This is a genomic window from Pandoraea soli (genome assembly GCF_902459595.1).
Classification (GTDB): domain Bacteria; phylum Pseudomonadota; class Gammaproteobacteria; order Burkholderiales; family Burkholderiaceae; genus Pandoraea; species Pandoraea cepalis.
The window spans coordinates 104,615-128,124 of record NZ_CABPSG010000006.1 but is presented as its reverse complement, the minus strand read 5'-3'; the positions used below and the strand labels follow the sequence as shown (position 1 = coordinate 128,124).

The 23,510-nt window shown below is 66.0% G+C and carries 19 protein-coding genes; 11 read left to right on the top strand and 8 right to left on the bottom strand.

The features are described from left to right. Positions 1 to 24 precede the first annotated feature (24 nt). Complete coding sequence (gene pdxA, locus PSO31014_RS12640; protein ID WP_150551943.1) at positions 25 to 1,026, top strand: 4-hydroxythreonine-4-phosphate dehydrogenase PdxA; 1,002 nt, start codon at positions 25 to 27, stop codon at positions 1,024 to 1,026. Between the two features lie 38 nt (positions 1,027 to 1,064). Here the strand turns inward: pdxA and PSO31014_RS12635 are convergent, their stop codons facing one another. Next, on the bottom strand, positions 1,065 to 1,991 hold the full coding sequence (locus tag PSO31014_RS12635; protein ID WP_150551942.1) for a LysR family transcriptional regulator: 927 nt from the start codon (positions 1,989 to 1,991) through the stop codon (positions 1,065 to 1,067). A 98-nt stretch (positions 1,992 to 2,089) separates the two neighbouring features. Between PSO31014_RS12635 and PSO31014_RS12630 the strand changes: the two genes are divergently transcribed. From PSO31014_RS12630 to PSO31014_RS12615, 4 genes are all read left to right on the top strand, one after another. Continuing rightward, the gene (locus PSO31014_RS12630) at positions 2,090 to 5,551 is read left to right on the top strand and encodes a molybdopterin-dependent oxidoreductase (protein WP_150551941.1); all 3,462 of its coding nucleotides are present in this window, start codon (positions 2,090 to 2,092) and stop codon (positions 5,549 to 5,551) included. 34 nt (positions 5,552 to 5,585) lie between these two features. Further along, positions 5,586 to 6,530, top strand: a complete 945-nt coding sequence (gene lhpI, locus PSO31014_RS12625; protein ID WP_150551940.1) for a bifunctional Delta(1)-pyrroline-2-carboxylate/Delta(1)-piperideine-2-carboxylate reductase — start codon at positions 5,586 to 5,588, stop codon at positions 6,528 to 6,530. A 126-nt stretch (positions 6,531 to 6,656) separates the two neighbouring features. Then, a complete protein-coding gene (locus tag PSO31014_RS12620; RefSeq protein ID WP_246176613.1) occupies positions 6,657 to 8,105 on the top strand; it encodes a short-chain fatty acid transporter in 1,449 nt (482 codons plus the stop codon). Positions 8,106 to 8,213: 108 nt separating this feature from the next. After that, a complete protein-coding gene (locus PSO31014_RS12615) occupies positions 8,214 to 8,654 on the top strand; it encodes a hypothetical protein (RefSeq protein WP_150551939.1) in 441 nt (146 codons plus the stop codon). Positions 8,655 to 8,675: 21 nt separating this feature from the next. On the opposite strand, the gene PSO31014_RS12610 is transcribed toward PSO31014_RS12615, so the two are convergent. Beyond that, positions 8,676 to 9,629 (bottom strand): LysR family transcriptional regulator, encoded by a 954-nt coding sequence (locus PSO31014_RS12610; protein WP_150551938.1) that lies wholly within the window; start codon positions 9,627 to 9,629, stop codon positions 8,676 to 8,678. Between the two features lie 166 nt (positions 9,630 to 9,795). On the opposite strand from PSO31014_RS12610, the gene PSO31014_RS12605 reads away from it, so the two are divergent. Then, positions 9,796 to 10,527, top strand: a complete 732-nt coding sequence (locus PSO31014_RS12605; protein WP_150551937.1) for an SDR family NAD(P)-dependent oxidoreductase — start codon at positions 9,796 to 9,798, stop codon at positions 10,525 to 10,527. A gap of 181 nt (positions 10,528 to 10,708) precedes the next feature. Continuing rightward, positions 10,709 to 11,350, top strand: a complete 642-nt coding sequence (locus tag PSO31014_RS12600) for a hypothetical protein (RefSeq protein WP_150551936.1) — start codon at positions 10,709 to 10,711, stop codon at positions 11,348 to 11,350. 6 nt (positions 11,351 to 11,356) lie between these two features. Here PSO31014_RS12600 and PSO31014_RS12595 read toward each other — a convergent pair whose 3' ends face one another. Both PSO31014_RS12595 and hpnC read right to left on the bottom strand, forming a co-directional pair. Then, positions 11,357 to 12,535, bottom strand: a complete 1,179-nt coding sequence (locus tag PSO31014_RS12595) for an NAD(P)H-dependent flavin oxidoreductase (RefSeq protein WP_150551935.1) — start codon at positions 12,533 to 12,535, stop codon at positions 11,357 to 11,359. 198 nt (positions 12,536 to 12,733) lie between these two features. Beyond that, a complete protein-coding gene (hpnC, locus tag PSO31014_RS12590; RefSeq protein WP_150551934.1) occupies positions 12,734 to 13,597 on the bottom strand; it encodes a squalene synthase HpnC in 864 nt (287 codons plus the stop codon). 176 nt (positions 13,598 to 13,773) lie between these two features. Here hpnC and hpnD point away from each other — a divergent pair, with 176 nt between their 5' ends. The 4 genes from hpnD to PSO31014_RS12570 all read left to right on the top strand — a co-directional run bounded on the left by hpnD (position 13,774) and on the right by PSO31014_RS12570 (position 18,776). Beyond that, positions 13,774 to 14,622 (top strand): presqualene diphosphate synthase HpnD, encoded by an 849-nt coding sequence (gene hpnD / locus PSO31014_RS12585; RefSeq protein WP_150551933.1) that lies wholly within the window; start codon positions 13,774 to 13,776, stop codon positions 14,620 to 14,622. Further along, positions 14,622 to 15,875: a hydroxysqualene dehydroxylase HpnE gene (gene hpnE / locus PSO31014_RS12580; RefSeq protein WP_150551932.1), complete on the top strand. Its 1,254-nt coding sequence runs from the start codon at positions 14,622 to 14,624 to the stop codon at positions 15,873 to 15,875. Before hpnD ends, hpnE begins: the two co-directional genes overlap by 1 nt. A gap of 229 nt (positions 15,876 to 16,104) precedes the next feature. Continuing rightward, positions 16,105 to 18,069 (top strand): squalene--hopene cyclase, encoded by a 1,965-nt coding sequence (gene shc, locus PSO31014_RS12575; RefSeq protein WP_174976506.1) that lies wholly within the window; start codon positions 16,105 to 16,107, stop codon positions 18,067 to 18,069. An 11-nt stretch (positions 18,070 to 18,080) separates the two neighbouring features. Next, positions 18,081 to 18,776 (top strand): phosphorylase, encoded by a 696-nt coding sequence (locus PSO31014_RS12570; protein WP_150551930.1) that lies wholly within the window; start codon positions 18,081 to 18,083, stop codon positions 18,774 to 18,776. A 116-nt stretch (positions 18,777 to 18,892) separates the two neighbouring features. On the opposite strand, the gene PSO31014_RS12565 is transcribed toward PSO31014_RS12570, so the two are convergent. From PSO31014_RS12565 to ispH, 4 genes are read right to left on the bottom strand one after another with little or no spacing between them, the layout of a single operon-like run. After that, positions 18,893 to 20,095, bottom strand: a complete 1,203-nt coding sequence (locus PSO31014_RS12565) for a glycosyltransferase (protein WP_150551929.1) — start codon at positions 20,093 to 20,095, stop codon at positions 18,893 to 18,895. Next, a complete protein-coding gene (gene hpnA, locus PSO31014_RS12560) occupies positions 20,092 to 21,087 on the bottom strand; it encodes a hopanoid-associated sugar epimerase (protein ID WP_150551928.1) in 996 nt (331 codons plus the stop codon). The genes PSO31014_RS12565 and hpnA overlap by 4 nt, the downstream gene beginning before the upstream one ends. Then, positions 21,088 to 22,209 carry an adenosyl-hopene transferase HpnH gene (hpnH, locus tag PSO31014_RS12555; protein WP_130025324.1) on the bottom strand — a complete coding sequence of 374 codons (1,122 nt, stop codon included), beginning with the start codon at positions 22,207 to 22,209 and terminating at the stop codon, positions 21,088 to 21,090. A 23-nt stretch (positions 22,210 to 22,232) separates the two neighbouring features. After that, positions 22,233 to 23,192, bottom strand: a complete 960-nt coding sequence (gene ispH / locus PSO31014_RS12550) for a 4-hydroxy-3-methylbut-2-enyl diphosphate reductase (RefSeq protein WP_150551927.1) — start codon at positions 23,190 to 23,192, stop codon at positions 22,233 to 22,235. Positions 23,193 to 23,510 lie beyond the last annotated feature (318 nt).

The following is a 23,510-nucleotide window of genomic DNA, read 5'->3' as shown; positions in this document are numbered from 1 at the left end:
GAAATGGATATCAACGCAAACGCCATGAATCAATATCTCCCCGTCATTGGCATCACCATGGGTGACGCGGCTGGCGTCGGTCCGGAAATTATCGTCAAGAGCCTGGCGCACGACAGCGTCTACCAGCTATGCCGCCCGGTCGTGATCGGCGACGCGCGACGTCTGGAGCAGGCCATCGCCATCGTCAAGATGCCGCTGAGCGTGCGTCGCATCGAGACGGTCGCGCAAGCGCGCTTCACGCCAGGCGTGATCGAGTGCATCGACCTGGGCCTGATTCCCGAGGACTTGCCGTTTGGCCAACTGTCGGCGATCGCGGGCGATGCCGCGTACCGGTACATCGCGCACGCGGCGAGGCTGGCCGAAGCCGGGGAAATCGACGCGATCTGCACGGCACCGCTGAACAAGGAAGCGCTGCACGCGGGGGGACACAAGTTCCCCGGTCACACCGAGATGCTCGCTCACCTGACGGGTATCGAAGAGGTGTCGATGATGCTTGTCGCACCGAATCTGCGTGTGATTCACGTCACGACCCACATCGGCATCATCGATGCGATTCGCAAGATCGAGCCGGGTCTGGTCCAGCGTACGATCGAGCGCGGTCACGCTACGCTGGTCAAGGCGGGCATCGCGAATCCCCGCATTGCCGTGTGCGGCATCAACCCGCACGCGGGCGAGAACGGCTTGTTCGGCTACGGGGAAGAGGAAGAGAAGATCGTACCGGCCGTGCAACGCTTGCGTGAGCGCGGCTGGGATATCGAAGGTCCGTTGCCCGCCGATACGTTGTTCTTCCGCGCCGGACGCGGGGATTTCGATCTCGTGGTCGCCATGTACCACGATCAGGGGCATGGCCCGGTCAAGGTGCTGGGCCTGGAGGCGGGCGTGAACGTGACGGTCGGCTTGCAGGTGGTGCGCACGTCGGTCGACCATGGCACGGCGTTCGACATCGCCGGCAAGGGTATTGCCGACGAACGCAGCCTCCTCGAAGCGCTGCGCCAAGGGGCCGAACTGGCTACGCGTCGGGCATGAACGCTGCTGACGACGCTTCGAGCGCCGTCGTCAGTTGATCATTCCACCCCCATGTGTCCGCGATCGTTGATTTCGCGGATCAGCGAGCGCAACGCGCTGACGATGCGCTCGGTCAATCCCTCAGGCGGACGTCGCTGCGCCCATACGAGTCCCACATCCATCGACGGCACGCCCGTGCTCAAATCCCGTCGCAGGATTCGCCCACCGTCGATCGACCAGGGGCGATAGACGAGGTCCGAGAGAATCGATACACCATAGCCTTGCGCCACGAGGCTACGAATTGCCTCGATCGAGCGAGTACGGAAGTGCACGACCGGTTCGACCTGCGCGGCGTGCCAGTAGCGCTGCACCGTCTGCACGTGTTCATCCATATCAAGCAGCAGGAAGCGCTGTCCGCGCACGTCGTCGAGCGTGACGCTTGGTTTGTCGAGCAGCGGATGTCCGGGGCTGGTCCACAGCCGGCGCGTCGAGCGCAACAACGTGTGCGAGACGAGTCCGTCAGCCACGACGTTCGACACTAACAGCAACGCCAGGTCGACCTCGCCCGCCAGTACGGCCGCTTCCAGTTCGCGGCGGTCGCCCTCGATCAACGTGAGTTCGACGTTCGGGAAGCGCTTGGACAAGGTGCTGGCCACTGAAGGCAGCAGATACGCCGAAATCGTTTCGGTGACGGCCAGTCGCAGACGGCCACCCGCATCGTCCGGAAGCGTGCGGGCCTCTTGCAGCGCGTCGTCGGTGGCGTTGAGGATACGGTAGGCGTGACGCAGAAATCGCTCGCCGGCCTCGGTCGGTCGCAGCCCCTTCGCGTGTCGTATGAAAAGCGGTGTGCCGACGATCACTTCCAGATTCTGCAAGGCAATCGTCAGCGACGACTGCGACGCGCTGCATCGCTCCGCCGCGCGCATCACCTGTCCTGTCTCGGCCACGGCCACGAAATACTCGATCTGACGCAGGGTTGGTTTCATTTAAAAAATCAATATTGCAAACTATATTTTTTATATTAGTAATAAAAGTGACGGCTGTATAGCATCGGAACATCGATTCCTATAGAGACGCATGAGACATGGTTCAGGAGGTCAAGCCCGGGTTTTGCACGTTGTGCCGCTCCCGCTGCGGCACGCTGGCTCGCGTGGAAAACGATGCGCTGATGGCGGTCGAACCCGATCCGTCGCATCCGAATGGCGCCGCGATGTGCCGCAAGGGCAAGGCGGCGCCGGAGCTGGTGCATCACCCCGACCGGTTGACTACACCGCTGCGCCGCACGGCGCCGAAGGGGGCGGACGACCCGGGTTGGACGCCCATCTCATGGGACGAAGCGCTCACCGAAATCGCTGCGCGCCTGGGCGACATCCGTCGCGAGAGCGGTGCGCATGCCGTCGCGTTTGGCGTGACGACCCCGAGCGGCACGCCGCTGTCGGACAGCATCGACTGGATCGAGCGCTTCATCCGGGTGTTCGGTAGCCCGAACACGATTTACGCGACGGAAATCTGCAACTGGCACAAGGATTTCGCGCACGCGTTCACGTTCGGGTGCGGCATGCCGACCGCCGATTACGCGCAGGCAGACGTCATCATGGTCTGGGGCCACAACCCCACGAGTACATGGTTGAGTCAGGCGAACGCAATCGGACGAGGGCGGGCGCGTGGCGCCAAGTTGCTCGTCGTCGACCCGCGCAAGACACCGCTTGCCGCCGACGCCGATGCTTGGCTGCCCGTGCGGCCCGGCACCGATGCGGCGCTGGCGCTCGGTCTCGCCCGTCGTCTGATCGACAGCGGACGCTATGACGAGATGTTCGTGCGCCGGTGGACCAATGCGCCGCTGCTCGTGCGCAACGATAACGGGCACTTCCTGCGCGCATGCGATGTGGCTGCGACGCACGTCGGCGTGTCGCCGGAAGCCTTCGTGATATGGAACGAAGCGGCGGCGGCACCGCAACCGTGCGAGACGACCCATGCGCTGAGCCGCCGCGCGGCAAACGAAGCCGCCCTGCGCGGCGAGTTTGCGGTGATGTCCCGCGACGGATCGCGCATTGCCTGCCGGCCGGCGTTCGATCATCTCTGCGCGGGGCTGGCCGCTTACGACGCGGCGACCGTAAGCGCACTCTGCGGCGTTTCTCCGGCGCAGTTCGACGCCGCCGCCGACCTCTTCACCGGGGCACAGCGCGTCGCTTATCACGCATGGTCAGGTGTCGCGCAGCATGCGAACGCGACGCAAATCGAGCGCGCCATCGCGGTCCTGTATGCACTGACCGGCAGCTTCGACAGACGCGGGGGCAATCGCGTGATGACGCGTCAACCGCTGAACGTGGTCAGTCAGCACGATCTTTTGAGCCCCGAGCAGCAGGCCAGGGCGCTGGGCATCGACGCGCGTCCGCTGGGGCCGCCGGCGCGCGGCTGGGTGACCGCGCGCGATACCTACCGCGCGATTCTCGATGGCGCGCCCTATCGTGTGCGCGCGCTGTTCTGCTTCGGTACCAACGTGCTGGCGTCGCAGGCGGATTATGCGATGGCGCGCGAGGCGCTCGAAGCGCTCGAGTTTCACGTCCATTGCGATCTGTTCGAGACACCGTCGGCGCGATTCGCCGATATCGTGCTGCCGGTGAACACGCCGTGGGAACGCGAAGGCTTGCGCGCCGGCTTCGAGATCGACGATCGCGCCGACGCACTGATCCAACTTCGCCAGCGCATGGTGTCGCCACGCGGCGAGTCGCGCAGCGACAACGACATCGTGTTCGATCTCGCGGTGCGCCTGGGCATGGGCGACGCCTTCTTCGGCGGCAGTCTCGATGCCGGCTGGAATCATCAACTCGCCCCGCTCGGGCTCGACGTGCAGACGTTGCGCGCGCATCCCGAGGGCATTTCGCGCCCGCAGCCGCAATATGAGCGCAAATACGCGCGCACCGAGGCAGGCGATGTGCGCGGATTCGCCACCGAAACCCGGCGCGTCGAGCTGTATTCAGAGCCTCTGCTGCGTCACGGATATCCGCCGGTACCGGTGCACGTGGCGCCCCGTGCCGTGAGCGACGACGAGGCGCAACGCTTCCCGCTGCTGCTCGGTTCGACCAAGAACGGCTACTACTGCCACAGTCAGCATCGCGGACTCGCGAGCCTGCGCATGCGCGCCCCCGATCCGGTGGTGCATCTGCATCCGTCGCTGGCGAGGCGAAAGCACATCGCGGAGGGCGATTGGGTGCGGGTGACGACGCCGGCCGGGGTCGCGCGCTTTCGCGCGGCGTTCGATACCGGATTGGGCATCGACGTGCTGCTTGCCGAATACGGCTGGTGGCAGGCTTGCGACAGCGTGGGACGTGACGGTTTCGCGATGGCGGGCGATGCGTCGAGCAACTTCAACGCGCTGGTGACGACGCAGGACATCGATCCGATCAGCGGTGCGTCGCCGTTGCGCTCATTTCGATGCGACGTTGCGCGCGACCCGGCGAGCGATCCGGCCCGCCGCCCATGGGACGGCATGGCGCGCTTTCGCATTGCCGCGCTCGATGCCGCGGCCGAGGGGGTGTGTGCCATCGCGCTCGATCCGCTCGACGACGTGGGGCTACCCGACTATCTGCCGGGGCAGCACGTTACCGTGCGCGTATCGATCCCCGGGCAAGGGCAGCCCGTGACACGCGCGTACTCGCTCACCGGGCCCTCCAGCGAGCGCGACCGTCGCGGCTATCGCATTGCCGTGCGTCATCAGCAGGGGCGCACGTCCGAGGGCGCACCGTTTGACGGCGTGGTCTCGAGTTGGCTGAACACCGGCGCTCGCGTGGGCGACGTGATCGAACTGGGCGCCCCGTCCGGGCGCTTCGTGATACCGCTGCGCAGCCGCCAGCCGGTGGTGTGCTTCGCCGGCGGCATTGGTATCACGCCGTTCCTCTGCTATCTGGAATCGCTGGCGGAGCAGGCCGAACGCGCGCCCTTGCCGCTGCCCGACGTCTGGCTGCATTACGCCAACCGAAATGGCGCCACGCATGCCTTTCGGGATCGGCTGGCGGCGCTTGCGCAGCGCCTGCCCAACGTGCGCGTCTTCAACTACTACGACGCGCCGCGCGAGGCGGATGTGCTCGGTCGCGACTACGCCTCGGCAGAACGGCTGTCTGCGGCCGTGGTGTCCGATGACCTGATCAAGCGCCGCGCACGCTTCTACCTGTGCGGTCCGGCGCCCATGATGACGGCCGTGATGGAGGGGGTGGCGGCGCGTGGCGTACCCGCGTTCGACATGTTCAAGGAGGCGTTCCGTTCACCAAGCGCGCCGCGTGTGGACGCCGGGGCCGCGTGGCCCGTTACGTTCGCCCGCTCGGGCCGCGAGGCTGTCTGGACGCCTTCGCACGGCAGCCTGTTGTCGTTTGCCGAGTCGCTGGGGCTGGCACTGCCAAGCGGTTGCCGTGTCGGGCAATGCGAGAGTTGCGCGGTGCGCGTGCTGGCCGGCGAGGTCGAGCACATGGGCGACGTGGCGCTCGACGAGCCCGGCATGTGTCTGGCCTGTCAGGCCGTGCCGCGCGAAGCCATCGTGCTCGACGCCTGACATCTCATTTCCACCTCGACGAGGAGCTGTACTCATGAAATTCATCGACGCCGACGCCACGCGCGAGGCATTGGCTTTCGGCCCGTTGCTCGACGCGCTTCGCAGCCTGTTCGTCACGGGATGCGAAGTGCCGCTGCGCCACACGCACGTCATCCCAGAATCGGGTACGCGCGATGCGATGACCGTGCTCATCATGCCCGCGTGGCAGCCCGGCGGATATCTCGGCATCAAGACTGTCAACATCGCACCGGCCAATGCGCGGCGCGGCGTGCCGGGGCTGCATTCAACCTATCTGCTCTACCACGCCACGACGGGCGTGCCGCTCGCGCAGATGGACGGCAACGAGATCACGTCGCGGCGCACGGCGGCGGCCTCGGCGCTGGCCGCCTCGTATCTGGCGCGTGAGGAGGCATCGCACCTCGCGCTGCTCGGCGCGGGCCGCGTGGGGTCGCTGGTGCCGCTGGCGTATCGCGCGGTGCGCCCGATCACGCGCGTGAGTGTGTGGGATCGCGATGCGCAGGCGGCCGGGCGTCTGGTCGATCGCCTGCGTGCGCAAGGTCTCGACGCGGTCGTGTGCCATACCGCGAAGTCGGCCGTCGAGGGCGCGGACATCGTCACCTGCGCAACGCTGGCGACCGAGCCCGTCGTGCAGGGCGACTGGTTGGCGCCGGGCGTCCATCTGGATCTGATCGGCAGCTTTACGCCGCAGATGCGCGAAGCCGACGATCTCTGCTTTGCCGGCGCCTCGTTGTACGTCGACACCGACGAAGCGCTGGCGAAATCGGGGGAGTTGCTCGGACCGATGTCGCGAGGCGTGTTCACCGCGTCGGACGTGCGCGGCACGCTGGCCGACCTGTGTCGCGCAGGACGCGGATGTCGTAACGGCGAGGGTGAGCGCACGGTATTCAAGGCCGTAGGGACTGCGCTGGAAGATCTCGCGGCCGCCACGCTCGTCTGGCAGGCGACACAACACGCTTGACACGACGCAGGCAGCGGGCAATGGACGACGGCGGCGATGAAAGGTCGCTGTCGCAGGGCGGGGCACGGGGCGAGCATCGCGAGGTGCGGCGGTGCCGATCATGACAAACCTAAGGGAACACAGGCAATGAAACCGGGAAATTCACTTTCGAGCATGTCGGAGACGCCGCAGGACGGCGGACTTCTGGAACGTCTGGCGGCGGCGGTTACGCGTTGGTCCGAGCGCTGGTTTCCGGACGCCTATCTTTTCGCGGCGCTTGCCGTCATCGTATGCGCGGGCGGCGCGCTCGCCATCGGTGTGCCGGCGGTCAAAGTGGGTGTGGCCTTCGGCGACGGCTTCTGGAGCCTGATCCCGTTCACGATGCAGATGGCCATCGTGGCGATCTCGGGCTATGTGGTGGCCGTCTCGCCGCCCGCGGCGTTGCTCATCCGCAAGATGGCCACGCTGCCGCGCAGCGGTCGTAGCGCAGTGGCCTATGTGGCATTTGTGAGTATCGTGCTCTCGCTGTTCAACTGGGCCATCAGCCTGGTCTTCGCCGGCCTGCTGGTGCGCGCGATTGCGCGCCGCGACGACATTCGCATGGACTACCGTGCAGGGGGCGCCGCGGCGTATCTGGGCATGGGGGCGACGTGGGCGCTCGGCCTGAGTTCGTCGGCGGCACAGTTGCAGGCCAACCCGGCAAGCTTACCGAAGGCGCTGGTCGAGATCACCGGCGTGATTCCGTTCGCCGACACCATCTTCCTGCCGCAATCGATGGCGATTGCCGCCGTGCTGACGGTGGTGTCGGTGGCGCTGGCTTATTACTCGGCACCGCGCGACGACCGCGCAACCATCGCGGCCGACCTCGGTGTGTCGCTCGACGATATGGCGAAGCCTTACGTGCGTGCGCAGCGCCCGGGAGATTGGCTTGAATACAGCCCCGTAGTCACGGTGCTGATCGTGGCGCTGGGCGTGCTCTGGATCGGACATGAGTTCACGACAAAGGATCCGTTGCTGGCGATCTCCAATCTGAACACTTACAACTTCGTGTTCCTGATGTTGGGCATGTTGCTGAACTGGCGTCCCCGCCGGTTTCTCGATGCGATCGCGAAGTCGGTGCCGTCCGTGGCGGGCGTGCTGATCCAGTTCCCGCTCTACGGCGGCATTGCCTACCTGCTGACCAAAGCGCCGGGCATCGATGGGGCGACGCTTTCGCACCACCTGTCGAGCTTCTTCGTGGCGATCTCGTCACAGACGTCCTTCCCGGGTGTGATGGGCGTGTATTCGGCGGTACTGGGCTTCTTCGTGCCGTCGGGCGGCGGCAAGTGGATCATCGAGGCCCCGTACGTGATGCAGGCGGCCAACGACCTGCACGTGCACCTGGGGTGGGCGGTGACCGTGTACAACGCTGCCGAAGCGCTGCCGAATCTGATCAATCCGTTTTGGATGCTTCCGCTGCTGGGGGTGCTAGGCCTGCGCGCGCGCGACATTGTCGGATACACGTTCACGCAGTTGGTGGTGCACTTCCCCGTGGTCATCGTCATGCTGTGGCTGCTCGCGCAGACATTGACGTATCACCCGCCGGTCATGCCGTGAAGTATAGGTTGTCGCGGGAACTTCGGATGTCGAAGCGGATTGCGATTGGCGCTACACTGTGCCCCGAAAAAAGTGATCCATGTCGCACTTCACGGGGGAATTCGAAACATGTCAGCCAGAACCTTGCTGATCGCCTGCCTGGCCACCGCAGGAATATCGGTGGCCGGTGGCGCGGTCGCTCAGTCCTACTTGCAGAGTGGCGATCTGAACAGCATCCGCCAATCGAATCAGGCTTTGCCGGGTGGTCAGCCCGGCGTGGGGCTTACGCCGCCTGCGTCGACACATAACAGGGAAGGCGGCGTTGGCGCTCGGTTCAAGCAGGGCATGGCGGAGGGTGAGCGGCAGGCGCAACGCCAGCGCGAGTCGTCCGCGACGAACGATATGCAGATGAGGCAACTGACGGATCCGCAACGCGCGCCGCAAGGTCGTTTCCCGGGCGCGTCGACGAACGCGCAGGGTGCGGTCTACTTCAACGAGCAGGGGCCCACCGCTTGCAAGCGAGATCCGGTGTCGGGGCAGGTGCAATGTGGGGCGACCACCTCACGATAAGCGCCGTCTTACCGCTTTCGATTATCGCGATGCGGCATCGTCCGGGCGGCACACCGACAGCACCTGTTGTCGAAGCCAGCGATGAACGGGGTCCGCGTCCATTCGAGGATGCCACATCAACGACACGGCAATCTGTCCGGTCGTCACCGGCAGGTCGAACACGTGGACCGACGCGGATGAGGTTGCGACCCACTGTGCGGCGCGTTGCCTCATGAGTGACGCAGGCACCAGCGCGATCAAGTCGGACGCTTGCGCCACGGACAACGCCGCCGGAAAGCTTGGCACCACCGCGACAATGTCGCGGTGCAGACCCAACGCCTCAAGCGCGACATCGACAGGCCCCCGGCCCACGCCGTGCCGCGACGCCACGACATGCCCGAACGCAACGTATCGCTCGGCGTCCGGCGCGCCGTGCGCGACGAGCGGATGGCCCGAACGCACCACGCCCACGAAGTGATCGCGGAACAGGGTCTGCACGCGAATCTCCGGCCCCATGTTGCTGGCTTCTCCGATGCCCCCCAGCACGCCGATTTCCAGATCGGCCTCCCCGCCTCGCAACGGCATCGCGGTCTTTTCCGCCTTGGACAGAAAGCGCAGGTTCACGAACGGGGCCGCCTGTGTGAGCGCGGCAATCAACGACGCACCGAAGGCGTCGACGAAGCCATCGTTGGCGCGAAGCGTGAAGGTGCGGCGCAGTGTGGCGAAGTCTGGCGATGATGTGGCGGGCGCGAGCAGAATGCGAGCTTCGTCGACGGCCGCCCGGCTGCGCGTCCGCAATTGCTCGGCGTGCGGCGTGAGCACCATGCGGCGACCGGCGCGAACCAGCAGCGGATCGCCCGTGGTTTCGCGCAGGCGGCTCAGCGTACGGCTCATCGCCGATGCGCTCAGCCCTAACCGGCGTGCGGCGCTTGCCACGCTGACTTCGGCGAGCAGGGCGTCCAGCGCGATGAGCAGGTTCAGATCGGGGTCGGTCATCGGCGGCGACGGAACGAGATGTGGCGTTATGTGCATGTTATCAGTGCAACGGCTGCGTCTTCCGCCATGTCTTGCATCGCCCTATAGTCCCTCACAGCACACGTCGTACCGCATCCCGGCATTCCGTCGCGGACGTGCGGGCGACGTTGGATACGAGGAACGATGCATGCAGAACGAAACAATCCCCCAAGTTTCCCCGCAAAAAACTGTCTTGCTGTTCGGCGCATCGCGCGGTCTGGGTTTCGCAATGGCGCAGGCGTATCTCGGGCGCGGCTGGCATGTCATCGCCACGGCTCGGCAAGGGTCGTCTGGCGCGCTCGATGCGTTGGTTGATAGCTTGGGCGCAGCCACCGGCGGTACGCTGGAGGTCGAAACGGTCGATATCGCGATACCGGCGCAAGTCACCGCATTGCGCGAGCGATTGGCGGGGCGCCGTGTCGATTTGCTGTTCGTGAACGCCGGGGTGAAGAACGACGACCGAGAGACGATTGCCGACGTGTCGACCGACGAGTTCGTGCGCGTCATGGTGACGAACGCGCTGAGTCCAATGCGGGTGATCGAGACGTTCGAGTCGCTTGTGCCTCCCGGCGGGACGCTGGGCGTGATGTCATCCGGGCAGGGCAGCGTGACGAACAACACGAACGGCCACTACGAGGTCTATCGGGCCAGCAAGGCGGCGCTCAACATGTTGATGCGCAGTTTCGCGGCGCGGCATGGCGACGACTCGCGCACGTTGCTGCTGACGGCCCCCGGCTGGGTGCGCACGGACATGGGCGGGGCGGATGCGCGTCTGAGCATCGAGGAAAGCATCCCCAACTTGATCGATACCATCACGGCGCACGAGGGGCGCGCCGGACTGCACTACGTCGACTATCTCGGCCGTACGGTGCCATGGTGATGATGCGCCACAACGGATTGCTGCTGCCGCAGCGGTCTGTCGAGTGCAGCGTTCGGCGAAAGACGTTACCGCCGCGCACCTCGGGACACCACTTCGGCTAAGATGCATGCATCGACGTCGTGGCCGATGCGATATCTCCGAGAGTGGGGCCGCCTGAGCCCGCCATCCCGACAATCCGGCAATGAAGCCATTTCGTAACGGTGGGCGACGCCTGTTCGCCTGCGTGATCCTGGGTGTAGCAGGTTGGTACGCCCCCGCGGCGCTGGCGCAGCCGCCGCAGTACAAGAACGATGCCGAGTTGATGGGGGCGGCGATAGCGTCCCCCGAAGGTGTCGGTGAGGTGCTGGGGCGGCTCGTGCAGAAGTGCGGGCTCTATGGCGCCTCCACCCGAACGCACGGGAATGCGGCATTGCGCGCGTGGCAGACGCGTCATCGCGACTATCTCGCCGAGGGCCGGCGGGTGCGCGCCGAATTGCAATCCACCTATACCGATCCCGAAGCCCGCGCGCGCTTCAACGACTTGCTGCGCAACCAATTGCCGATGCTTGTCGAGCGCCAGTTTGTCGTCTATTCCCGCAGCATCGACGATCAGCCGACCGAGAGCGCGAAAGCGGATCTGTGCGACGGCTATTTCTCGGCGGTGGATGACCGTCAGTTCGATCTCAAGGTAAATGACCCGGCGCTCGCCGCGTTCTTTGACCGGCGTATTGCGGCACGTGCCGCACCGGTCAGTGCGGACGATGCCGGGGGGGCCAGCTCTCCGAGCGCGGGGGAGGATGCCGCGGCCAGCGCGCCGTCCGTACCGGCGGCGCCGGCCAAGTGAGCACGGCTATGCGAGCACAGTCGTGTCGCCGTCGTTCGGCTGCTCGCCCGTCAACAGGTAACGCATGAGATCGGCCACGGGGCGAATGCGCTCGCCGAAGGGCAACGGGTCGCGGCCACGGAAGAAGAGTCCGCGCGCTACATCGCCACGTACCGCCTGGGCGAGTTTCAGATCGATGCAGAACTGCCCGATGCGGGCCACGCCGTCGCGCAGCCCGCAGGCCTGCAGGCAATCAAACCCTTCCAGGCATTGGCGCACCTTCGCCTTTGCCTGCAAGGCCGTCTCTCGCGAGAGGTACTTCTTCAGCCACGGTGTCAGCACTGCACGCGCAGGCAGCCCGGCCACGCTGGTGAACTCGGCAATGTCTTCCGGCCGTGCGCTCGCCAACACCGCCTTGAACGCCGGGTGCGCGTCCGATTCCTCGGTCACGGCAAACGCCGTGCCCAACTGCACGCCCGCCGCGCCATGTTCCAGCCAGTGCCGAACCTGCTCGTGACGGTGGATCCCGCCGGCCACGATCAGCGGCACGCGGGACCATTCGATGCCGAGCGTCGCATAGATCTCGCGGCACTCCGCGAGCACGCGATCGAATGAAAAGCGTGCGTCACCCAACTCCTCGATGCGCGACGCGCCGAGATGCCCACCCGCATGCGCCGGATGCTCGATGACGATGGCGTCCGGCAGTCGGCCCTTCTTCAGCCACTTGCGCAATACAAGGCTGATGCCACGCGAGTCCGACAGAATCGGGATGAGAGCGACGCCTGGATGAGACGCCGTGAGTTCCGGCAGGTCGAGCGGCAATCCGGCACCCATGACGATGGCGTCGGCGCCGCTCTCGCACGCCTGCCGTACCAGCGATGCGTGCGCGCTCACCGCCTTCATGACGTTGACCGCCACCAGTCCGTTACCGTCGGCAATCACCTTGGCGGCGCGAATCTCGCGGTCCAGCGCAATCAGGTTGACTGCCTCGATGGCCGCCTTCTTGCCCTCTGGGGCGTGAATGTCGTCGACTTCGGCGAGCAGGTCGGGATGATGGTGGCGCAGATCGATGCTCGCGATCGTCCCCATGCCGTTGTGCCGTGCCACCGTGCCGGCGAGCCGGTGCGCGGAGATGCCGATGCCCATGCCGCCTTGCACTACCGGCACCAGCCGGCGGCCAGCCAGCGTCAACCATTGCTCGTTCATGTCAGTTCCGTTCGTCGAGGTGGGCTCGCGCGGGCGATGGCGCCGTGTGACGGCGCGCCCACGCGAAAAGGGCAGTCTGGCACCTGCCCCGCGAACGGGTCTTGCGATGGGTCAAGCGCGGGCGCGCTCAGGCGGTGCGGAGCCTGCGGCATGACGCCGCAGCCGCTGGCCCCGCGAGTGGCCGCTTGTGAGCAGACGCTAGTCCGCGCGGGCTTTGGGCGGCGTGCCGCTCAGTTTCATGCCGAGGCCGCGCAGGAACACGCGCAGCCCGTCGGCCTTCCCCAGTTGCGGGCGATGACGGAAGACGTCGTAGTTGACGGCTTCGATCCGGTCGAGAATGCGCAGCCCGCCATGCACCACGCAGCACAGTTCGAGCCCAAAACGGCCAGGTACGCGGTTGGCGAGCGGCGCGCCGCGCAGCATCATCCGCCGCGCGAAGTCGACCTCGTAGCGCATGAGCGCGCGCCAGCGATCGTCGAACGTCTGCGCGCCGATGTCGGCGTTGGTCACGCCGAAGCGGGCCATGTCGTCCTGCGGCAGGTACACGCGCGCCTTGCGCCAGTCGACTTCCACGTCCTGCCAGAAGTTGATGAGTTGCAGGGCCGTGCAGATGTCGTCCGAGCAGGCGATGTTTTCGGGGGTGTCGAGCTTGAACAGGGCGAGCATGATGCGCCCGACCGGGTCGGCCGAGCGGCGCGTGTAGTCGCGCAGGTCGGCGAATGTGGCGTATCGCTTGACGTCGATGTCCTGATCGAACGCGCTCAGCAGGTCGGAGAACGGCTGGACGGAAAGCCGATGCTCGGCAATGACACGCGCAAGGGCCGCGAACAGCGGCTTGTCGGGCGACGTGGGCTGTCCGGCGGTGATCTTGTCGAGTTCCGCCTGGTAGGCCGTGAGGCCGGCGTGACGCTCGGCGTCGGACGCATCGCCCTCGTCGGCAATGTCGTCGGCCGTGCGCGCGAAGTTGTAGATCACGCCGACCGGCGCGCGCATCTCGCGCGGCAGCAGGATACTGGCGACCGGGAAGTTCTCGTAGTGCTCGATCTTGGCGTCGGAAGTCATCAGGCGGGTGGGCAATTGGGGCAACGCGGCGGCGCTGAGGGCCCCGAGATTCTATGCTATCGTTCCGAATCCTGGCGGGAAAGTCGCGCCAATCCCCGGTATACTTCCCTCCTTGCAAGAATCCCCTGAGATTTTTCCGTGGTGTCACCCCGTTCCCCTGCACGACGAGGAGCCTCGTGAGCGTCGCCGAACCCATCGAAATGTCGCCTGAGCCAAGCAGCGCACGCGTAGCATCGGGCAGCAGTTTTTACGCTGCCATGCGCATTCTGCCGCCCGCGCAGCGCGAAGGCATGTTCGAGATCTATGCCTTTTGCCGCGCCGTCGACGACATTGCCGACGACGGCGACGACACGTCGGCGAGCCGTATGGCGCGTTTGGCCGCGTGGCGGCGCGATCTGGCCGATCTGTACGACGGACGCCCGGCGCCGTCGCTCGCGAACCTCGCCCGAGTGGTCAAGCAATTCAGCCTGAAGCACGACGACTTTCTCGCCGTGATCGACGGCATGGAAATGGATGCCTGCGGCCCCATCGTCGCGCCCGATCTGCCCACGCTCGATCTGTATTGCGATCGCGTGGCGAGCGCCGTCGGCCGTCTGTCGGTCAAGGTGTTCGGCATGCCCGAGCAGGACGGTATCGACCTGTCCTATCACCTCGGCCGCGCCCTCCAACTGACGAATATCCTGCGCGACATCGACGAAGACGCCGGCATCGGCCGCGTCTATCTGCCGCGCGAAACGCTGGCTGAGGCCGGTATCGTGGGTGCCACGCCGCAGAACGTCGTCGCCGCCCAGCTCGACCGTGCCTGTGCGCCTCTCGTGGCGCAAGCCCGTGAACATTATGCAAAGGCGCGCGCAATCATGGCGCCTTACCCGCGCCGCGTGGTGATTGCGCCCGCCGTGATGGCCAAAGCCTATGGCGCGATCCTCGACAAGCTCATCGCGCGCGGCTTCGCCGTGCCTCGCGAGCGCGTGCGTGTGCCGCGCTGGCGTCTCATGTTGATGCTGCTGCGGCAGATGGCGTTCTGATGGCGGGTACGGTGCACGTTATCGGTGCCGGTCTGGCAGGCCTGGCCGCCGCGGTAAGGCTTGTGACGCGTGGCGTGCCGGTCGTGCTGCACGAGGCGGCACCGCAGGCGGGCGGGCGCTGCCGGTCCTACTTCGACCGGCAGTTGAACGCGATGATCGACAACGGCAATCACCTCGTGCTCTCGGGCAACACCACGATGCGCGAATTTACGCGCACCATCGGCTCCGATCACACACTGACCGGCCCCGATCGCGCGGAATTCGCGTTCGTCGATCTGAAGAGCGACGAGCGCTGGACGGTGCGTCTATCGGAAGGGCGGCTGCCGTGGTGGATCTTCGACAGCAAATCCCGCGTGCCGGGCACGAAGTGGTCGGACTACCTGTCGCTCGCGCCGCTGCTGCGCGCCGGGCCCGACGCGACGATGACCGACGCGATGCGTTGTCCGCCCGCGCTTTATCAGCGCCTGATTCACCCGTTGTTTCTCGCCGTGCTCAACGCCGATCCGGCCGAAGGCTCGGCGCAGATGGCGGCCGCCGTCATTCGCGAGACGCTCGCGGCGGGCGGCAAGGCGTGTCATCCGCTGATTGCGAGCAAGGGTCTGGACGTGTCGTTCGTCACGCCCGCGCTCGCATTCCTGCAAGCGAACGGCGCGCGTGTGATGATGCAGCACCGCGTGCGAGCGTTGGGATTTGCGCCGGACGGCAGCCGCGTCGAATCGATCGATTTCGGCGACGGCCCGCAGGCCTTGGCGGCGGACGATGCCGTCGTGCTGGCGGTGCCGCCGAACGTTGCGGCTGGGCTGGTGCCGGACCTGACGACGCCCGACGAATACCGGGCCATCGTCAACGCCCATTTCCAGGTGCCGCCCCCGCCGGGCTGCCCGCCGATGATCGGCGTGGTGAACGGCGTGAGCGACTGGATCTTCGCGTTCGACGGCCGGTTGTCGGTGACGATCAGCGGGGCGGACCATTTGCTCGACGAATCGCGGGAATCGCTCGCGCTGCGCATCTGGGACGAGGTCGCGCGCGCCTGTCAGGTGCCCGCCACGCCGATGCCGGTGTGGCAATTGGTGCGCGAGAAGCGCGCCACGTTTGCGGCAACGCCGGCGCAGGACAAGCGTCGTCCCGGCGCGCGCACGCGCTGGCGCAATCTCGCGCTCGCCGGAGACTGGACGGCCACCGGCCTGCCCGCGACCATCGAAGGCGCGCTGCGCAGCGGCAACCGGGCGGCCGACGTGCTGCACCGCGCCTGAGGCTTGTCGAACCGTCTCGCGCATGAGCCGGGCGACAGAACCCGGCACCTATCGTCAATGACACTGTTTAACCGGCGCGGATGCCGCGCCGATCACACGCCTTTGAGTAGGCAAGAATGCCATGGACACGATACGCGATGCTTCCGAAAAGGAAGCGCGACGCACGGCCACTGCCACGGCCGTGGACCTCAAACTGCATACCGAGCTTGCCCAGAAGGTGAGCACGGCAATGGCGACGCAGACGCTCGAGACGGGCATCGACCGCTCGATCACGGCGTTGCTCGACTTGCAACAAGACGACGGTCACTGGCTCTTCGAACTGGAAGCCGACGCCACGATTCCGGCGGAATACGTGCTGCTGCGTCACCATCTGGCCGAGCCGGTCGACGCCGACCTCGAAGCGAAGATCGCCGCCTATCTGCGCCGCATCCAGGGCGAGCACGGCGGCTGGCCGCTGTTCCACCAGGGCAAGTTCGACATGAGCGCGAGCGTGAAGGCGTATTTCGCGCTCAAGATGATCGGCGATCCCATTGACGCCCCGCACATGGTGCGCGCCCGCGAGGCCATGCTTTCGCGCGGCGGCGCGCAGAATTCGAATGTCTTCACGCGGATTTTGCTGGCGTTGTACGGTGTGCTGGAGTGGAAGGCCGTGCCGATGATGCCCGTCGAGATCATGCTGTTGCCGCAGTGGTTCCCCTTCCATCTGTCGAAGGTGTCGTACTGGGCGCGCACCGTGATCGTGCCGTTGCTCGTGCTGCAGGCCAAGCGTCCGCGCGCGCGTAATCCCAAGGGTGTCGGTATCGACGAGCTGTTTATCGGCAGTCCCAAAGACGTTGGCCCGCCCAAGCGCGCACCGCACCAGAGCCGCTTCTGGTTCACGTGCTTTTCGGGCGTCGATCATGTGCTGCGAGCCCTCGATCCGTTCTTTCCGAAAAAACTGCGGGAGAAGTCGATCCAGCGTGCCGTCGCGTTCGTCGAGGAACGCCTGAACGGCGAAGACGGCCTCGGTGCGATTTATCCGGCCATGGCCAACGCGGTCATGATGTACGACGCGCTTGGCTATCCCGAAGCGCATCCGAGCCGCGCGATGGCCCGCCGGTCGGTCGAGAAGCTGGTGACGCCCGCCGATCACGAGACTTATGTGCAGCCGTGCCTGTCGCCGGTGTGGGACACCGCGCTGGCCGCGCACGCGCTACTCGAAACCGGCGACAAGCGCGCCATCGAGCAGGCGGGCAAGGGGCTCAAGTGGCTCATTCCGCTGCAGATCCTGGACGTGCGCGGCGACTGGATTTCGCGCCGCCCGAACGTGCGACCGGGGGGCTGGGCCTTCCAGTTCGCGAATCCGCACTACCCGGACGTCGACGACACCGCCGTGGTCGCCATGGCGATGGATCGCTTTGAGAAGCTTGCCGGCGACTTCGAGAACGACACGGTCGACGCGAGCCCGCGGCCGATGCGTCACGCGATCGATCGCGGCACGGAGTGGGTCATCGGCATGCAGAGCGGCAACGGCGGCTGGGGCGCATTCGAGCCCGAGAACACGCATCTGTACCTGAACAGCATCCCGTTCTCGGACCATGGGGCCTTGCTCGATCCGCCGACGGTGGACGTCTCCGCGCGATGCCTGTCGATGCTCGCGCAATTGCCGCCGTCGCCCGAGCGCAAGGCATCGGCCGATCTGGCGTTGAAATACATCCTCGACGATCAGGAAGCCGACGGCAGTTGGTACGGCCGCTGGGGCATGAATTTCGTGTACGGCACGTGGTCGGCGATGTGCGGCTTGCAGGCGGCGGGGGTCTCGCCGGCGCATCCGGCCATGGCGCGCGCGGCGCAGTGGCTCCTCTCGATCCAGAACGCCGACGGCGGATGGGGCGAGGATGGCGAGAGCTACAAGCTCGACTACCAGGGCTACGAAGCGGCACCGAGCACGGCGTCGCAAACGGCGTGGGCGCTGCTCGGTCTGATGGCGGCGGGCAAGGCCGACGACCCGGCGGTCAAGCGCGGTGTCGATTATCTGCTGAGTACGCAGAACGACGAAGGGCTGTGGGACGAAGCCCTTTACACGGCGACCGGCTTCCCGCGCGTGTTCTACCTGCGCTATCACGGCTACCGCAAGTTCTTCCCGCTGTGGGCACTCGCGCGCTACCGCAACCTGACGGTGCGCAACGACTGTCCGGTGCCGTGCGGGATGTGATCGCGCCCGCCATGACCCTGCCCATCATCGTGGTGACCGGCATGCCTTTCGAAGCGCGCATCGCGCGCGGCGACGGGGTGGTCGTGGTCTGCGCGCAGAACAATACGCTCGCGTCAGACCTGGAGGCCGTGATGGCACGCGACGGCGCGCGCGGGCTGGTGAGCTTCGGCACGGCGGGCGGTTTGAGGCCCGGCGTGGCGCCCGGTCGGTGGGTGATTGCGCATAAGGTATTGGATATGCCGCAGCAGGCGCACGCGTATGTGTCGTGCGCGCGCTGGGCCGATGCGCTGCGTCGTGCCATGCCCGACGCCTTGCACGCCGATCTGGCCGGGGTGACGGCCCCCGTCGTCAGGGCCGACGACAAGGCCGCACTGTGGCGCGAGAGCGGGGCGGCGGCGGCCGACATGGAGTCGCACATCGTCGCACGCGTGGCACAGGCACACGGACTACCGTTCGTCGCCGCCCGCGTGGTGATCGACCCGGCGGAGCGCTCGCTCCCCCCGGCGGCGCTCGCCGGACTTCGCAGCGACGGCTCCACCGATATCCTCGGCGTGCTGCGCTCGCTCGCCGTCAATCCGCTTCAATTGCCCGCGCTACTGCGTGTCGGGAAAGACGCGAGCCGCGCCAATCAGGCCATGCGCCATGGACGCGAGATCGTCGCGCGCGAACTGGGCGACGGATTCGGCGCGGTGGCTGCGGGGATCTGATCGCCGCGTCGTTTTTCGCGCGCCTCATCAAGACAGCAATCAATGAAAATGCCAGCGCGTCGTTGCAGACGGGCTGGCATTCTTGCCTTCTGGCGCACGGCGTTAAGTATGCCGGTTCAAGCGTCCGACGATTGCTGGCCGCGTGCTTGAGCGCGTCCCTTCCACATGCCACCACGACCGCGCCAGTGCTGTAGCGCCGAATCGAACGTGAAGACGGTATAGAGCGCAGCGACGAGCGGCAGCAACGGGCCGAAGCCCGACGGCTGACGGTAGAAACGCAGCATCGGCAGGTAAGCCAGCGTCATCGCCATCCACGCGAAGAGGCCGAGCCATTGGGCGATGCCCGTCGCAAAGATCGTCATGACCGGCGGCACGATGAACGTGAGCAGCAGCGAGACGAGGGTGCCCGCAAGCAACACCGGCGAGTACTGCAATTGCGCGTAGGCCGTGCGCGACACCATCTTGCGAATCTCGCCGAGGTTGTCGTACGGACGCACGCTCAGGGCGCGCTCGGTCAACCCCAGCCAGATCGCGCCTTGCCGCTTGAGCAGGCGTCCCATCGCGCAGTCGTCGATGATCTCGTCGCGAATGGCTTCGATGCCGCCACCGGCTTCGAGCGAGGCGCGATGGATCAACATGCATCCGCCCGCAGCCGCAGCCATGCGTTTCTTCGGATCGTTGACCCACGCGAACGGGTAAAGCATCTGGAAGAACAGCACGAATGCTGGAATCAGTGTGCGCTCGAACCAGGCAGTGCAGCGCAGCTTCGCCATCAGCGAGACGAGCACGCGGCCATCGCCGACCGCCCGCGTGACCAGACGGCGTACGTTCTCGGGGAGATGGGCGATGTCGGCGTCGGTGTGCAGGAGGTAGTCGGGGGCGATGCCATCGTCGTTCGTGCCCGGATCGCTCGCGAACGCGACCCCTTGGCTCACGGCCCACAGCTTGCCGGTCCAGCCGCCGGGCAGAGGCTGGCCGCTAAGCACATCGACGCGGCGCGTGAAGCCGTCGGCCGCCGCCCGCGCGGCGGCTTCGCGCGCGAGATCGGCCGTGCCGTCGCTGCTCTGGTCGTCGACGACCACGATGCGCAACCGCCCGGCATAGTCCTGGCGGCACAGCGATGCCACGACCTGTCCGATCGATTCCGCCTCGTTGCGCGCGGGAATGATCACCGCCACGGCAGGCCAAACATCGGGCACAGGCAGACGGTCTTCATCCAGATCGTCGCGCTCGCGCGCACGCCAGAAGCCGCCTTGTGAGCTGAGCAAGTAGATCCAGATGCCCAGCGAAAGCGCGGCGATCCAGGCCAGAACGGTCATGTCAGATATCCGGCGGAGCCAAACCAGGCGAGCGCGTCTTGCAGGCCGGCGGCGTAGGGACGGGCGCTGTAGCCGAGGTCGCGTTTCGCCTTCTCCGACGAGAAGTACATCTGATACCGCGACATCTTCAAGCCATCGACCGTGACGAACGGCTCCTTGCCGGTGAAGCGCGCAACGCCTTGCGCCGCCATCGCGAGCGGATAGAGCGGCCAGCGCGGCAGCGCGATCTTCGGAGCGCGGCGCCCCACCATGTCGGCGATGCCCGCGAGCATGTCGCGCAGCGGCACGTCGTCGCCGCCAAGAATGTAGCGCTCACCGATGCGGCCGCGCTCCAGGGCGAGCAGATGGCCTTCGGCGCAGTCGTCGACGTGCACGAGGTTCAGACCGGTATCGACGAATGCGGGGATCTTGCCCTGCGCGGCCTCGACGATGATGCGTCCCGTCGGCGTGGGCTTGATATCGCGTGGTCCGATGGGCGTGGACGGATTGACGATCACGGCGGGCAGTCCGTCGTGGGCGATCATTCGCTCGACCAGACGCTCGGCGGCGACCTTGCTGCGCTTGTACACGCCGATGGTCGTGGCTTCGTCGTTCGGGGAGGTTTCGTCGACGGGGCCGACGGCGTCGTGCACGCGCAGCGTGGCAACGCTGCTGGTGTAGACCACGCGCCCGACGCCCGCGCGCAGCGCGGCTTCCATCACCGTGCGCGTGCCGTCGATATTGGCCCGCATGATGTCGTTGGGGTCTTTCGCCCAGAGACGGTAGTCGGCGGCCACGTGGAGCAGGGCATCCACGCCGGCGAGCGCGCGCTGCATCGACGCCGCGTCGCGCATATCGCCTTCCACGACCTCGACAGGAAGATCGGCGAGGTTCGCGCGTGGACTGGTGCCGCGCACCAGCAGGCGAACCTCGTGACCGCGCGCCAGCGCCGCGCGTGCTACCGCAGACCCGACGAACCCGGAGGCGCCGGTGACCAGGACACGCGACGGCATTTAGGCCTTGGCCCGGCGCAACTCGTCGAGCTTGATCTCGACGTGCTTCGAGAACACGAACTCGGCCGGACGCTGCTTGGCGAACGAGACGTCGTCGGCCATCGCGCCGTCGGTGCGCACGCCCTTGAGCGCCACACCCAGCGCGCGCAACGGATGCGAGAGCGTCTCGTTCACGGCCGTGGCTTCGAAACCGCTGTGCACCATGCAGTCGGCGCACTTCTCGTAGTTGCCCACGCCGTACTTGTCCCAGTCGGTGGTGTCCATCAGTTCCGTGTACGTCTTGGCATAGCCTTCGCCAAGCAGGTAGCACGGACGCTGCCAGCCGAACACGGTGCGCGTCGGGTTGCCCCACGGCGTGCAATGGTACGAACGGTTGCCGGCGAGGAAATCGAGGAACAGGCTCGACTGGCTGAACGTCCAGTTCTTGCCGCCGTTGCCGCGCTTGAGAATGTCGCGGAACAGTTGCTTGGTCTTCGAACGGTTCAGGAAGTGCTGCTGGTCCGGGGCGCGCTCGTAGGCATAGCCCGGCGACACGGTAATGCCGTCGAGGCCCATTTCCTTCGTGGAATCGAAGAACTTGGCGACCTTTTCCGGATCGGCGTTGTTGAACAGCGTGCAGTTGATGTTCACGCGGAAGCCACGCGACTTGGCCAGCTTGATGGCGGCCACGGCCCGTTCGTACACGCCATCCTGCGACACGGCGGCGTCGTGCATTTCACGGTCGCCGTCGAGGTGAATCGACCAAACGAAGAACGGGCTCGGCTGGTAGTCGTCGATCTTCTTCTCGAGCAGCAGCGCGTTGGTGCACAGATAGACGAACTTCTTGCGCGCGATGATGCCCTTGACGATCTCCGGCATTTCCTTGTGCAGCAGCGGCTCGCCACCGGCAATCGAGACCACCGGCGCGCCGCATTCGTCCACGGCGTCGAGCGAGTCCTTGAGCGAGACGCGCTGGTTCAGGATGGGATCCGGATAGTCGATCTTGCCGCAGCCCGAGCAGGCGAGATTGCAGCGGAACAACGGTTCGAGCATCAGCACCAGCGGGTAGCGCTTGTTGCCCTTGAAGCGTTGTTTCATCAGATAGGCGCCAACATACGCCTGTTGCAGGAAGGGGATGGCCAAGTTTGGCTCCTGTTCGTATTGCGTTAGCCGGCCAGCGCGTGATGCGCGGCGACCGGCTCGTCTTTGGTCAGTTCCGACGGCAGGCGAAACTGGATGGTTTCCTCGATGCCGTCCATGAGAGTCACTTCGACGGTGTCGATGCGACGCAGCGCGTCGATCACGTCTTCGACCATGCGTTCGGGCGCGGACGCCCCAGCGGTGATACCGATGCGGGCCTGGCCGCGCACCCATGCCGGATCGACCTCGGTGCCGTCGGCCACGAGATAGCTCGGCAGCCCCATTTCGGCGCCGATTTCACGCAGACGGTTCGAGTTCGAGCTGTTCGTCGCGCCCACCACGAGCAGCACGTCCACACGCTCGCACAGCTCGCGCACGGCGGTCTGGCGGTTTTGCGTGGCGTAGCAGATGTCCTTGGTGTCCGGACCGACGATATCGGTAAAGCGATCTTGCAGCGCCGCAATGATACCGCGAGTCTCGTCGACCGACAGCGTGGTCTGCGTCACGTACGAGACCGGGGTGTCGACGGCCAGCGGCAGCGCGCCGACATCGCGCTCGGTCTGCACGAGATGCACGGGGCCATCGATCTGCCCCATCGTGCCCTCGACTTCCGGGTGCCCGGCGTGGCCGATCAGAATGACGTCACGCCCGGCAGACACGTAATTCTTGCCTTGCAGGTGCACCTTGGTGACGAGCGGGCAGGTGGCATTGAGCACTCGCAGGCCGCGCGTCTGTGCTTCCTGTTCAACGACGCGTGCCACGCCATGGGCACTGAAAATCGTGACCGCGCCCGCGGGCGCTTCGGACAACTCGTCGATGAAGCGCGCGCCCTTGGCCTTGAGCGAATCGACCACATGCTTGTTATGGACGATCTCATGGCGCACGTAGACCGGGGCGCCGTATTTTTCCAGGGCGCGTTCCACGATCTCGATGGCACGTATGACACCCGCACAAAAACCGCGGGGTTGGGCAAGGAAGACTTGCATTCAGCTCTCCGGCTCAGGTCGGCCGGGATGACGGTTCCCAGCGAGGATGCATGTCCTGATCGCCATGGCCTCATGGCGCCCGCGGCGCCAGTGTCGATGGCAATTCGCGCGCACCCTTCGAGGGACCGCCGTCCGGTCGTTTGACAAGCGACGATTGTAACCGCCGCCGCCAAATGTTGCTGGTCACCCCCGGGTCGGGAGATGCCAGCGCATGTTTCGTAAATGTTGACGAATCGGCGCTTATCTGGGTCGGATCTGCGCCGAAGGTGCCGCCAAGCCGCCACGCTCGCCCCGGCCCGGGGGTACCGGGCACGGCAG

Coding starts and splice junctions, on each gene's coding strand:
- pdxA (WP_150551943.1), top strand. CDS start 25: ATGAATCAATATCTCCCCGTCATTGGCATCACCATGGGTGACGCGGCT.
- PSO31014_RS12635 (WP_150551942.1), bottom strand. CDS start 1,991: ATGAAACCAACCCTGCGTCAGATCGAGTATTTCGTGGCCGTGGCCGAG.
- PSO31014_RS12630 (WP_150551941.1), top strand. CDS start 2,090: ATGGTTCAGGAGGTCAAGCCCGGGTTTTGCACGTTGTGCCGCTCCCGC.
- lhpI (WP_150551940.1), top strand. CDS start 5,586: ATGAAATTCATCGACGCCGACGCCACGCGCGAGGCATTGGCTTTCGGC.
- PSO31014_RS12620 (WP_246176613.1), top strand. CDS start 6,657: ATGAAACCGGGAAATTCACTTTCGAGCATGTCGGAGACGCCGCAGGAC.
- PSO31014_RS12615 (WP_150551939.1), top strand. CDS start 8,214: ATGTCAGCCAGAACCTTGCTGATCGCCTGCCTGGCCACCGCAGGAATA.
- PSO31014_RS12610 (WP_150551938.1), bottom strand. CDS start 9,629: ATGACCGACCCCGATCTGAACCTGCTCATCGCGCTGGACGCCCTGCTC.
- PSO31014_RS12605 (WP_150551937.1), top strand. CDS start 9,796: ATGCAGAACGAAACAATCCCCCAAGTTTCCCCGCAAAAAACTGTCTTG.
- PSO31014_RS12600 (WP_150551936.1), top strand. CDS start 10,709: ATGAAGCCATTTCGTAACGGTGGGCGACGCCTGTTCGCCTGCGTGATC.
- PSO31014_RS12595 (WP_150551935.1), bottom strand. CDS start 12,535: ATGAACGAGCAATGGTTGACGCTGGCTGGCCGCCGGCTGGTGCCGGTA.
- hpnC (WP_150551934.1), bottom strand. CDS start 13,597: ATGACTTCCGACGCCAAGATCGAGCACTACGAGAACTTCCCGGTCGCC.
- hpnE (WP_150551932.1), top strand. CDS start 14,622: ATGGCGGGTACGGTGCACGTTATCGGTGCCGGTCTGGCAGGCCTGGCC.
- shc (WP_174976506.1), top strand. CDS start 16,105: ATGGCGACGCAGACGCTCGAGACGGGCATCGACCGCTCGATCACGGCG.
- PSO31014_RS12570 (WP_150551930.1), top strand. CDS start 18,081: ATGACCCTGCCCATCATCGTGGTGACCGGCATGCCTTTCGAAGCGCGC.
- PSO31014_RS12565 (WP_150551929.1), bottom strand. CDS start 20,095: ATGACCGTTCTGGCCTGGATCGCCGCGCTTTCGCTGGGCATCTGGATC.
- hpnA (WP_150551928.1), bottom strand. CDS start 21,087: ATGCCGTCGCGTGTCCTGGTCACCGGCGCCTCCGGGTTCGTCGGGTCT.
- ispH (WP_150551927.1), bottom strand. CDS start 23,192: ATGCAAGTCTTCCTTGCCCAACCCCGCGGTTTTTGTGCGGGTGTCATA.